The sequence below is a fragment of the Cellulophaga sp. genome (genome assembly GCF_039943695.1).
Taxonomy (GTDB): domain Bacteria; phylum Bacteroidota; class Bacteroidia; order Flavobacteriales; family Flavobacteriaceae; genus Cellulophaga.
In genome coordinates this window covers 1-12552 of record NZ_JBDVAA010000183.1, presented here as the reverse complement: position 1 = coordinate 12552, position 12552 = coordinate 1, and the positions used below count along the sequence as shown (strand labels likewise).

Here is a 12552-nt window from a genome sequence, read left to right as displayed (position 1 = left end):
ACAAAACAGATACAGAACAAACATAAGGGTTGCGTAACAACTTACAAATCTGATGAAGCAAGCGCTTTTAACCTATCTTCGGTATCATCATCTTTAAAACCTACACCGTCTTTATAAGCATAATAAATAGGAATTCTAGCAAGCATTGCTGTAAACAAAATTCCTACTACACATAATATTACACCAAGTTGTGCTATTAACCCCATTACAAAGATAACTCCAAAAAGCACCAACCAATTTTTATTACCTAAAGCAAAACTAGCTTTTACTATTTCTACAGCAGACAATTCTTCTTCAAAAGCTAAAAACACAGGAAACAAAGCCAATGGCACACCTAAATAAATTAAGCCTAAACCACAAGCAAGCATACCTAATGTAGCTAAACCAATAGTTATTGAAGCCAAAATAAAAGCTTTAATCATATATTGTTTTTTAAAGTAGTAAAAATGACCACCTGTGTTTAGTTTTGCATCTTTAGCCCTGCATATTCTATAAAAACCAGCCATTAGTAACAGGTTTACAGCAAAAATACACATCATAATAATTGGCATTATAACCATTGAAAAAAAAGTATAAATAACAGGCGGGTCTTGTCTTTCAAATGCTTCTGCATTTAAAATACCAAGTGCTATTAAAGGCGTGTACATAACTAAAACAAGCAATAATGTTAACAATGTACTAAACAGCACCGTAACAAAGCCTGGCAACCAAACCACTTTAAATAACTCTATACCTTTATTAAAAAGAGTACCAAAATCTAATGCTGGTTTTGTAATTATTTTCCCCTCTACATCGTAATAATTCATATCTAAAATTTGTTTAAAAAAGCAAAAATAAACTTAACTGCGATTTTACCGCTAAAAATTAATTAAATTTAACTGTCAAATTGTCACTTTTTTAGATTTAGTACTATCTTTGTGCTTTTACAAGCTAGTAGTAGATTTAGATATGGCAGAAGAGAAGGTAATAGACGAAACAATACAGGGTAATTCTTTAACATTAGAAAACCAAAAAGACAATACACGTAAACTATACATAGAAAGTTATGGGTGTGCTATGAATTTTTCTGATAGTGAAATTGTAGCATCTATTTTAGCAAAAGAAGGTTTTAACACCACACAAACTTTAGAAGATGCAGACCTTGTTTTAGTAAACACCTGCTCTATTAGAGAAAAAGCAGAACTTACCATACGCAAGCGTTTACAAAAATTTAACGCTGTTAAAAGAACTAGGCCTCACTTAAAAGTTGGGGTTTTAGGATGTATGGCAGAGCGTTTAAAGAGTCAGTTTTTAGAAGAAGAAAAAATTGTAGATATGGTTGTAGGTCCAGATGCCTACAAAGATTTACCAAATTTAATAAAAGAAGTAGATGAAGGCCGTAATGCTATAAACGTTATCCTATCTAAAGAAGAAACTTATGGCGATGTAGCTCCTGTACGTTTAAATACAAACGGAATTTCTGCTTACGTATCTATTACTCGTGGTTGCGATAATATGTGTACTTTTTGCGTTGTTCCTTTTACTCGCGGTAGAGAACGTAGTAGAGAGCCACAATCTATTTTAGAAGAAGTAAACGACCTTTGGAACAGAGGTTACAAAGAAATTACACTTTTAGGTCAGAATGTAGATAGCTACCTATGGTATGGTGGCGGATTGAAAAAAGATTTTGACCAAGCTACAGATATGCAAAAAGCAACTGCTGTTAATTTTTCTAATTTATTAGAAATGACAGCAATAGCGCAACCAGAAATGAGAATTCGTTTTTCTACTTCTAATCCACAAGATTTAACTTTAGATGTTATTAAAACAATGGCCAAATATGATAATATTTGCAACCACATACACCTACCTGTACAAAGCGGAAGTGATAGAGTTTTAAAAGCTATGAACCGCCTACACACAAGAGAAGAATATTTTACCTTAATAGACAACATTAGAAAAATTATTCCTGATTGTGCTATTTCTCAGGATATGATTGCTGGTTTCCCAACAGAAACCGAAGACGACCACAAGGACACTCTTTCTTTACTAGAATATGTAAAGTATGACTTTGGTTATATGTATTCTTACTCTGAAAGACCAGGAACTATGGCCGCTCGTAAATTAGAAGATGACGTGCCAGAAGCGGACAAAAAAAGGAGGCTTGCAGAAATTATAGCATTACAAAGGCAGCACTCTGGTTACAGGTTACAGCAACGTTTAGGTAAAATTGATGAAGTTTTAATTGAAGGCGAATCTAAAAGATCTACAGAACATTGGATGGGTAGGAACTCGCAAAATGCCGTTGTTGTTTTTCCAAAAGATGGTATTAGTCAAGTAGGACAATTTATAAGCGTAAAAATTGAAGATTGCACCACAGGAACCCTTTTAGGTAGTATTGTAAAAAAATAACAAAATGGAATCTATACAAGCAATAAAACAAAGGTTTGAGATCATTGGAAACGATGTACAACTTAATAGAGCCATAGAAAAAGCAATACAAGTTGCCCCTACAGATATCTCTGTATTAGTTACCGGTGAAAGTGGTGTTGGTAAAGAAGCTATTCCCAAAATAATACACTCATTATCACATAGAAAACACGCAAAATATATTGCTGTTAACTGTGGCGCCATACCAGAAGGCACAATAGACAGTGAACTTTTTGGTCATGAAAAAGGTGCTTTTACAGGTGCTACAACAACCCGTAAAGGGTATTTTGAGGTTGCAGATGGTGGTACCATTTTTTTAGACGAAGTTGGTGAACTACCTTTAACAACACAAGTACGCCTGTTACGTGTACTTGAAAATGGTGAATTTTTAAAAGTTGGTTCTTCACAAACGCAAAAAACCAATGTACGTATTGTTGCCGCAACAAACGTAAATATGTTTGAAGCCATTAAAAAAAATAGATTTAGAGAAGACTTGTATTACAGATTAAGTACTGTAGAAATAAATCTACCGCCTTTGCGCGAGCGTTTAGAAGACATTCACTTATTGTTTAGAAAATTTGCATCAGATTTTAGTCAGAAATACAAAATGCCTACAATACGTTTATCTGATGATGCTGTGCAAATACTACAAAAATACCGTTGGGCAGGTAACATTAGACAATTACGAAATGTTGCCGAACAAGTTTCCGTTTTAGAATCAGATCGTAATATTTCTGCTGCTACCCTACACTCTTACTTACCAAACGGTGGTAACACAAATTTACCTGCCGTTGTAAATCAAGAAAAAAAAGAGAGCGACTTTAGCAACGAAAGGGAAATTTTATACAAAGTTCTTTTTGATATGAAAGCAGATCTTAACGACCTTAAAAAGCTAACGCTAGAGTTAATGAAAAATAACGATAGTGAAAAAGTACAAGAAGAAAACGAGCACTTAATTCAGAAAATATACGGGGACCACGAAGAAGATGACTATGAAGAGGCAGAAAGTTCTCCTTCAGAAATTTTACACTTACCCAACCCTAGCAGAGAAAGAGAAGAGGTTATATCTCCTGTAACACCACTAGATGACAAATACCATTTTGCAGAAGAAATAGAAGAGGAAGAAACCCTATCTTTACAAGACAAAGAAATAGAACTTATTAAAAAATCTTTAGAAAGAAATCGAGGAAAAAGAAAAGCTGCTGCTGCCGAGCTAGGTATTTCTGAGCGTACTTTATATAGAAAAATAAAACAGTTTGATTTATAACTAGATGAAAAACATAAAAAACATACTTGCTTTACTAATTATTGTTTGCACAGTACAAGCATGCGGACTAAAAAGTGTTGGTTACAATTTTACAGGTGGTAGCGTTGGTGATGCTAAATCTTTCCAGGTAAACTTTTTTCAAAACTACGCATCGCAAAGTGCAGGTTCTACTGTAGAACCTGGACTGGATAGGAATTTTACAAATGCACTGCAAGATTTAATAGGAAGTCAAACAAGCGTAAGTTTAACTACATCTAACGGAGATTTAGTATACGAAGGTGAAATTGTAGAATACCGTATTTCTCCAATGACAGCTACAGCAGCACAAACAGCGGCACAAAACAGATTAACTATGACGGTTAATGTACGTTTTTACAATAAAACAAAAGAAGACTCAGACTTTGAACAGCGTTTTTCATTCTTTTATGATTACCCTGCAAACTCTTTATTGGCTTCTGTAAAGGCTGAAGCACACGCTGAAATTTTTGAGCGTATTACACAGGATATTTTTAGCAAATCTTTAGCAGACTGGTAGTTTTATGAAAATAACAGATTTTACACATTTATTACAACAACCAGAAAGCATTAACTCTGTAGCTCAAATAAACCAGCTAGAAGAGATTATTACAGACTACCCTTATTTTCAGGCTGCGCACGCTATTCATTTAAAAGGCCTTAAAAACACCAATAGTTTTAAATACAATAATGCTTTAAAAGTAACAGCTGCACACACTACCAACAGGGATGTTTTATTCGATTTTATAACGTCTCCGGAATTTCTAAATAATACTGCAACAATTAAAGAGATTAGAGAAAACGCTAATCTCAAAAAACTAAATGTAGTTTCTGAAGAAGTGGCATCTCCGCCAAATATGTTAGAAGAAAGCGAAGACAAGCCTTTACCACAAAACATAGATGATGCTGAAAAGATTTTAGATGATGCCCTTTTTGAGACTAAAGAGGTAATCAAAGAAGAAGAAGCTATTGCTGTTGCTGTTGCTGTTGAAAAATTAGAAACTCCTAATGATATTGATGAGTTAGAAGTTAAAGCTCAGGAAGATGCTCTAAAAAACAGAACAGAAGAAACTACAGAACTTCTACTGACAGAAAAAACCGAAAGCGAAAAACTAAATATTGGTGAGCCTCTTAACTTTACAAAAAAAGAAAAACATTCTTTTACTCAATGGCTACAACTTACCTCCCCCAAACCAGAGGATGAAGAGGATAAAATTGAAGAAGAAATAAAAGAGGAACCAGTAATTGTTGAAGAAGTAAAGCAAAAAAAAAATAAAAAGTTTGACCTTATAGACAAGTTTATAAAGACAAACCCTAAAATTAAACCTGCAAAAAATATAGAAACTAAAGTAGATATTTCTAGTTCGGTAAAACTTAATAAAGACGAGTTAATGACCGAAACACTTGCTAAGGTGTATTTAGAACAAAAAAAATACAAAAAAGCAATTCAAGCTTATAGGATTTTAAGTTTGAAATATCCAGAAAAAAGTAGTTTCTTTGCAAACCGAATAAAATCGGTAGAAAAAATTCAAAAAGAAAACATATAACAGATGAGTACGTTTACAATATTTTTAGTTCTTATTATTATAGTATCGCTTTTACTAATGTTAGTAATTATGGTACAAAACCCAAAAGGTGGCGGATTATCTTCTTCTTTTGGCGGCGGTGGAAACCAAGTAGTTGGTGGTGTTAAAAAGACTGGAGATTTTTTAGATAAAAGTACTTGGACTTTAGCTGCTTTATTAGTTATACTAATTTTAATGTCTAACGTTGCATTACCTGGTAAGGGTACTAACTCAGATTCTAAATTATTACAAGAAACAAATACAGAAGCTCCTGCTGCTACAGATACAGCTGCTCCTGAAGGTACAGACACTAACTTAATGGACAGCATTAAGTAAAACATACCCTTAAAATATATTAAAAATGCCAGCTTATGACAAGCTGGCATTTTTTGTTTTACAACTTGTCAGTTTTACGCTATGGCACAATTTCTGCCTATATAACACCAGAAAAATTAATATTAAAAAATCATAAAATATGGCTAAAGTTAACATTAAACCATTGGCAGATAGAGTGCTAATTGAACCGATGGCAGCAGAAACTAAAACGGCTTCTGGATTAATAATTCCAGACACTGCTAAAGAAAAACCTCAACAAGGTAAAGTAGTTGCTGTTGGCCCGGGAACTAAAGACGAGAAAATAACTGTACAAATTGGTGATACTGTACTTTACGGTAAGTATGCCGGTACAGAATTAAAGTTAGAAGGTTCTGACTATTTAATGATGAGAGAAAGCGACATTTTAGCTATTATCTAATATAGCTATTTGCTATTTGTCTGTAATGACTCTTAGCTCTTAATTAATAATCAAACTTATGTTATTAGCCAAAAGCTAATAGCAAAACTTAAAAACACATAATAAAAGATGGCAAAAGATATTAAATTTGACATTGAAGCTAGAGACGGCCTTAAAAGAGGTGTAGATGCTTTAGCTAACGCAGTAAAAGTAACATTAGGCCCTAAAGGAAGAAATGTAATTATTAGCAAATCTTTTGGAGCACCAACCGTAACTAAAGATGGTGTATCTGTAGCTAAAGAAATAGAGCTTGCAGATCCTTTAGAAAATATGGGGGCACAAATGGTTAAAGAAGTTGCTTCTAAAACTAATGATTTAGCTGGTGATGGTACAACTACCGCTACAGTTTTAGCACAATCTATAGTAAAAGAAGGACTTAAAAATGTTGCTGCTGGTGCAAACCCAATGGATTTAAAAAGAGGTATAGACAAGGCTGTTGAAGCTATTGTAGAAGACCTTGCTAAGCAATCTAAAAAAGTTGGTGATTCTTCAGACAAAATTAAACAAGTTGCATCTATCTCTGCAAATAATGACGAAACTATTGGTGAACTAATTGCACAAGCTTTTGGCAAAGTTGGTAAAGAAGGCGTTATTACTGTAGAAGAGGCTAAAGGAACAGATACTTATGTAGATGTTGTAGAAGGTATGCAGTTTGACAGAGGTTACCTTTCTCCTTACTTTGTAACAGATTCTGAAAAGATGGTTGCAGAATTAGAAAACCCTTATATTTTATTGTTTGATAAAAAAATATCTGCAATGAAAGATCTTTTACCTGTATTAGAGCCAGTTGCTCAATCTGGTAAGCCTTTATTAATTATCTCTGAAGATGTAGACGGTGAAGCTTTAGCTACTTTAGTAGTAAACAAGTTACGTGGATCTTTAAAAATTGCTGCAGTTAAAGCTCCTGGTTTTGGAGATAGACGTAAAGCAATGTTAGAAGATATTGCAATTTTAACTGGCGGTACAGTTATCTCTGAAGAAAGAGGTTTCTCTTTAGAAAGCGCTACTTTAGATATGCTTGGTACTTGTGAAAAAGTTGCTATAGATAAAGACAACACTACAATAGTAAATGGTTCTGGTGATGCTGCTACAATAAGCACAAGAGTTAATCAGATCAAATCTCAGATAGAGACTACTACATCTGACTACGACAAAGAAAAACTACAGGAGCGTTTAGCTAAATTAGCTGGTGGTGTTGCTGTACTTTATGTTGGTGCTGCCTCTGAGGTAGAGATGAAAGAGAAAAAAGATAGAGTTGATGATGCATTACACGCTACAAGAGCTGCCGTAGAAGAAGGTATTGTTGCTGGTGGTGGTGTTGCTTTAGTTAGAGCTAAGGCTGTTTTATCTAAAATAAAAGCAGAAAATGCAGACGAAGAAACTGGTTTACAAATTGTTGCTAGAGCTATAGAAGCTCCATTACGTACAATTGTAGAAAATGCTGGCGGAGAAGGTTCTGTTGTTGTTGCTAAAGTTATTGAAGGTAAAGGAGATTTTGGTTACGACGCTAAATCAGAAACTTACACAGATATGCTTAAAGCAGGTATTATAGATCCTAAAAAAGTAACTAGAGTTGCATTAGAAAATGCTGCTTCTGTTTCTGGTATGATCTTAACTACAGAGTGTGCTTTAACAGATATTAAAGAAGACACACCAGCTGCTGCACCTCCAATGGGTGGTGGTATGCCAGGTATGATGTAATCTTTTATAAACTTAAGAATACTAAAAACGCTCCAATTTTAATTGGAGCGTTTTGTTTTTTTAGAGTATTACAACTACTCTTTATGATCATCTTGAACTTCTTTATCCCTATAAAAACAACACGCATGCAAGCTGTTGTATACATCATCTGGAGCTTTTAAATTTTTAGTATCATGACCTACAGCCGCAACACTACTTTCTATAGAATCTAAGTTAGTTTTTCGTTCGTCAAAAATAACTTTAAGCTCATGAGTTTTTACATTCCAAATAGCACTTTTTACACCTTTGGTTTTTATACAAGCTTTTTCTATACGGTCTTTACACATTTGGCAAACACCATTTACTTCTAAACTTCCTTTTGCATTTTTATTTTGCCCAAAAGAAACATAAGCAAACAACATCATTACTATAACAGCTATTTTTTTCATAATTTTTATATTTTATTTTTTAAACTTATTTAATTTAAATCGTAAACCTGCATAATACATACTTCCAAAAACCGGCCCGTATACAAATGTAGTATCAAAATTAGAGCCAAAAGGATCATTAGCTCCTACAATTGGCATATTTTGCCTAACGTTAGTTATATTTTCACCTCCTACATAAACTTCAAATTTAGAAGAAAACACTTTTGTTATTTGCGCATTTAAAGTAGCTACTCTTGGTGAGTAAGCTGGTAATTGATATTCTTCTGCACTACTAGAAGTAGATGAAAAACGTTGCGTACCTAACCAATTAAAAGTAGTATCAAACTTCCACTTTTTAATAAAACCATGTCCTTTTGTTTTATATGATGCATTAGCAAAAAACCTATGCTTTGGCGTTAAAGACCTTTCTAACTTTGCAGACTTGTATTGTGTTTTTATATCATATAATTTATAAGCTACTCGCAAATCAAAATTACTAAACACCTCATAATTTAATTCTGTCTGAAAACTATTTGCATAACTATCACCTTCTAAATTATAAAAACTAACTTCTTGTGGATTTTCCCAATCTACAACTATCTGATTCTCAAAATCTGTTCTGTAAAAATCTACAGAAATATCACCTTTTTTATCAAACAAATTAAAGCCTTGCAAAAAAGACACTCCGTAATTCCAAGCAATTTCCGGATCTAAACCATATATATTACCACCATCATCATCAATCTTAATTGTTCTACCTGTAGCAAACATACGCTGGTTTTCTGCAAAAATATTAGCAGTACGCTTACCTCTTCCAAAAGAAGCTCTTAGGGCTGATTTTTCCCAAGGAGAATAACGTAAATGTACTCGTGGAGTCACAAAAAAGCCAAGCCTATTATGGTTATCTACACGCACACCTGCTGTTATATTTAGCTTCTCTAAATTATCATAACCATACTCAAAATAACCACCAACAGAATTATCTATTCGCGCATAGTTATCTTCCAAAACTAACTCATCATATTTATCATACGTAAAATTAATCCCAGTTTTTACTTTATGTCTAGAGTCCCCAATTATAGAGTTGTAATTTACATTAGAATACACACTGGTATGCTCAATATCATATATGTTTAAACCAAAGTAAGAGTCTTGTTTGTGGTTACTTGCTGCAAACTGTGCTCCTAAAACCTGCCAAGGTAATTCTGGGTTAACATAACCAAACTTTGCAGAAAACTCAGCTCGCTCTGTATTAATTTCGCTCCCCCAAGCATTAGTAGTTAACTTGTCTGTACCCGGATCAAAATTTAACTCCCCTGTTTGCTTTTCATCATTTAAATATTTAAAATTAAAAAAAGTAGCAAATCCTTTTTCTACATCTATATACTGCCACCTATTCATGATATTAATTTGATTGTAGATAGGCATATCCATAAAGCCATCATTATTAACATCATGTTTTTTATCGTGACTATTACCGTGTATATACAAACCCGTACTCCACTTATCCCCTATTCTAGTATTTAGGTGTGTATTAACTTCAAAACGCTCACTACTTGCTCCGTAAACATTTACAAACAAGGCATCATCCTCAAAAGGTTTTTTAAGCTCAGCATTTATTTGTCCTGCTATACTCTCATACCCATTTATTACACTACCCATACCTTTGGTAATTTGTATACTTTCTACCCAAGTACCAGGTATAAAACTTAACCCATATGCTTGTGACGCTCCACGTACAGATGGTATGTTCTCTGTAGCTATTAATATATAAGGACTTGTTAAACCCAACATTTTAATTTGCCTGGTGCCAAAAACTGCATCTGCAAAATTTACATCTATAGACGGGTTAGTTTCAAAACTCTCAGACAAGTTACAGCAAGCAGCCTTTAGCAACTCATCACTACCAACAACCATTGTATTCTCTGCTTTTAAATACAATTTGGTTGTAGCTTCTTTTTTTGCGGTAATTGTAACCTCATCTAATGTACTAGTTGATTGCAGATTATGGGTAATTTTACCCGGTTTAGTAACAGTAAGTGTATCGGTCTTAAAACCAACATAACTTATTATTAATTTAGAATATTCTTTTTTATATGGAATAGAAAAACCACCATCTATATCTGTAATAACACCAACACTGGTATTATGCCAATATACATTTGCACCTGTTAAAGGCAGTGTTTCTCCTTTAGCTGTTTCTTCAAATATTGTACCCGTTACACGCCCTTGCGATAATACAAAAAGTGGCAACACAAGAAGAATAAAAACTATTTTTTGCATTTTTAAAATTGATTTTTAATCATTGAAACATATTTTTAAAGTTTACACAACATAAACCCTCTTCACAATTGCTATTGAAGCAATATGCGTAGTAAAACATAAACCAATAAAAAAATCAAATTCTAAAAACCTGATGCGCTACTTGCACATCTTGTACCAAAAGTGGCGGCACATACTTTACAAACCTAGCTTTTTGATGAAATACAATTTCAGTACTAGGAGCTGAATAAGAAATGGAAGTAATAACATATTTTGTTATTACTTTTTCGTTTTTGTCTGAAGCAATAGTTAACCTATCCTGACCCTTTACTGCCTCTAAAATACCCGTACAACAATTATTTTCAGTAATATTATTTACGGTTAAAAAAGCGCTTTCTCCACATCCAAAATCTTCTGGATATACAGACACAGAAACTAACTCGCCACAACAAAAATGTTTTTCTACAGCAAAAGATACTGTAGAAAGCAGCACTAATAATGCAAGTGCTATAGTTGTTATTTTATGTACTAATTGTTTCATTACAACATCAAAAGTAGCTAAAAAAGTTTTATTTACACAGTTTTGGTTGCCAAAGTAGTATTAAATGTTGTGTACTAAGTTAGTTTTGTTATTCATCATCGACTTTATTCAAACAAATAATAATGCAAATTCAAAAATTAAGATTTATTTTTGCATAAAACTTATAGAACATCACAATGTTACAAGAGCTTAAACCATCAGTTTTAACTATTATAGAAAACAACAAAGGCAATAAAGACCAGACTCTTTTGGCTATTTGCGAGCTACTAGAAGAAAACGTACCGTATTACAATTGGGTAGGTTTTTATTTTAAAAATGGTGATAAAAACGAACTTAAGCTAGGTCCTTATGTTGGCGAACCAACAGACCATGTAATTATACCGTTTGGAAAAGGTATTTGCGGACAAGTTGCTGTATCTAATGAAAATTTTGTTGTTCCGGATGTACAAGCACAAGACAACTATATTGCTTGCAGCATAAGTGTAAAAGCAGAAATAGTAATTCCTATTTTTGTTAATGGAGAAAACGTAGGGCAAATAGACATAGATTCTGGCACTCCAGATCCTTTTTCTAAAGAAGATGAAGACTTTTTAGAGTTTATATGTGAAGAAGTTGCTAAAATTCTTTAAAACTTTGTGTTTTTGTTGATAAACCATTGCCGTTCTTAATCGCAAAAAAATTACTTTTGTGTCCTTATTCAATCTTTTAACAATAAGCACATAAAATGAGTACCACAAAAAAAGCTACATCAGCATTAATTTCTGTTTTTCACAAAGACGGTTTAGAACCTTTAGTAAAAAAGTTTAACGAACTTGGAATAACAATTTACTCTACTGGAGGCACAGAAAAATTTATTAAAGATTTAGGAATTAATGTTATACCTGTAGAAGATGTAACTAGCTACCCATCTATTTTAGGAGGACGTGTAAAGACCTTGCACCCTAAAGTTTTTGGTGGTATTTTAAATAGACAAGAAAACGAGAATGACCAGGCTCAGTTAGCTGAATTTGACATTCCTCAGTTAGATATTGTAATTGTAGATTTATATCCTTTTGAAAAAACTGTTGCTAGTGGTGCACCAGAGCAAGATATTATTGAAAAAATTGATATAGGTGGTATTTCTTTAATTAGAGCCGCTGCTAAAAACTTTAAAGATGTACTTTGTGTTTCTTCTATGGAAGATTACAGTGAAGTTTTAGATATAATTACTACGGGTAATGGCACAACTACTTTAGAAGATCGTAAGCGTTTTGCTGCCAAATCTTTTAATGTATCTTCTCATTACGATACTGCTATTTTTAACTACTTTAATAAAGAGCAAGAAGAAACTGTTTTAAAAATTAGCGAAACTAACGGCAAGGCTTTACGTTACGGAGAAAATCCGCACCAAAAAGGATTCTTTTACGGAGATTTTGAAGCAATGTTTAACAAACTACACGGTAAAGAATTAAGCTACAACAACTTATTAGATGTAGATGCTGCCGTAAACCTAATGGGTGAATTTAAAAATGATGAACCTACGTTTGCAATATTAAAGCACAACAACGCTTGTGGTTTAGCTTCTAGAGAAACACTACACCAAGCTTATGTAG

The 12552-nt window shown here is 33.3% G+C and carries 12 protein-coding genes and 1 pseudogene; 9 read left to right on the top strand and 4 right to left on the bottom strand.

The window, feature by feature from the left end; all coding sequences use genetic code 11:
- Window positions 1-41 precede the first annotated feature (41 nt).
- Entirely contained in the window at window positions 42-806 is a 765-nt protein-coding gene (locus tag ABJD66_RS12295) for a hypothetical protein (protein WP_348132013.1), read from the bottom strand.
- 142 nt (window positions 807-948) lie between these two features.
- Here ABJD66_RS12295 and miaB point away from each other — a divergent pair, with 142 nt between their 5' ends.
- The 7 genes from miaB (at window position 949) to groL (ending at window position 7750) form a co-directional block, all read left to right on the top strand.
- Window positions 949-2391, top strand: a complete 1443-nt coding sequence (miaB, locus tag ABJD66_RS12290) for a tRNA (N6-isopentenyl adenosine(37)-C2)-methylthiotransferase MiaB (RefSeq protein WP_100894926.1) — start codon at window positions 949-951, stop codon at window positions 2389-2391.
- Window positions 2392-2395: 4 nt separating this feature from the next.
- Window positions 2396-3676, top strand: a complete 1281-nt coding sequence (locus ABJD66_RS12285; protein ID WP_100894925.1) for a sigma-54 dependent transcriptional regulator — start codon at window positions 2396-2398, stop codon at window positions 3674-3676.
- Window positions 3677-3680: 4 nt separating this feature from the next.
- Entirely contained in the window at window positions 3681-4211 is a 531-nt protein-coding gene (locus ABJD66_RS12280; protein ID WP_100894924.1) for an LptE family protein, read from the top strand.
- 4 nt (window positions 4212-4215) lie between these two features.
- Window positions 4216-5238, top strand: coding sequence for a hypothetical protein (locus ABJD66_RS12275; RefSeq protein WP_348132008.1), 1023 nt, complete (start codon window positions 4216-4218; stop codon window positions 5236-5238).
- A gap of 3 nt (window positions 5239-5241) precedes the next feature.
- A complete protein-coding gene (secG, locus tag ABJD66_RS12270; protein ID WP_100894923.1) occupies window positions 5242-5592 on the top strand; it encodes a preprotein translocase subunit SecG in 351 nt (116 codons plus the stop codon).
- Window positions 5593-5731: 139 nt separating this feature from the next.
- A complete protein-coding gene (locus ABJD66_RS12265; RefSeq protein WP_100894922.1) occupies window positions 5732-6010 on the top strand; it encodes a co-chaperone GroES in 279 nt (92 codons plus the stop codon).
- Between the two features lie 108 nt (window positions 6011-6118).
- Window positions 6119-7750 carry a chaperonin GroEL gene (gene groL / locus ABJD66_RS12260; protein WP_100894921.1) on the top strand — a complete coding sequence of 544 codons (1632 nt, stop codon included), beginning with the start codon at window positions 6119-6121 and terminating at the stop codon, window positions 7748-7750.
- A 74-nt stretch (window positions 7751-7824) separates the two neighbouring features.
- On the opposite strand, the gene ABJD66_RS12255 is transcribed toward groL, so the two are convergent.
- From ABJD66_RS12255 to ABJD66_RS12245, 3 genes are all read right to left on the bottom strand, one after another.
- Entirely contained in the window at window positions 7825-8178 is a 354-nt protein-coding gene (locus ABJD66_RS12255; RefSeq protein ID WP_100894920.1) for a heavy-metal-associated domain-containing protein, read from the bottom strand.
- A gap of 12 nt (window positions 8179-8190) precedes the next feature.
- Window positions 8191-10440, bottom strand: coding sequence for a TonB-dependent receptor (locus tag ABJD66_RS12250; RefSeq protein WP_348132001.1), 2250 nt, complete (start codon window positions 10438-10440; stop codon window positions 8191-8193).
- Window positions 10441-10555: 115 nt separating this feature from the next.
- On the bottom strand, window positions 10556-10960 hold the full coding sequence (locus ABJD66_RS12245) for a hypothetical protein (protein WP_100894918.1): 405 nt from the start codon (window positions 10958-10960) through the stop codon (window positions 10556-10558).
- 176 nt (window positions 10961-11136) lie between these two features.
- Here ABJD66_RS12245 and ABJD66_RS12240 point away from each other — a divergent pair, with 176 nt between their 5' ends.
- Together ABJD66_RS12240 and ABJD66_RS12235 are read left to right on the top strand one after the other, a co-directional pair.
- Window positions 11137-11589 (top strand): GAF domain-containing protein, encoded by a 453-nt coding sequence (locus tag ABJD66_RS12240; RefSeq protein WP_348131998.1) that lies wholly within the window; start codon window positions 11137-11139, stop codon window positions 11587-11589.
- A gap of 95 nt (window positions 11590-11684) precedes the next feature.
- A pseudogene (locus tag ABJD66_RS12235) lies at window positions 11685-12552 on the top strand (bifunctional phosphoribosylaminoimidazolecarboxamide formyltransferase/IMP cyclohydrolase PurH); the annotation flags it as partial.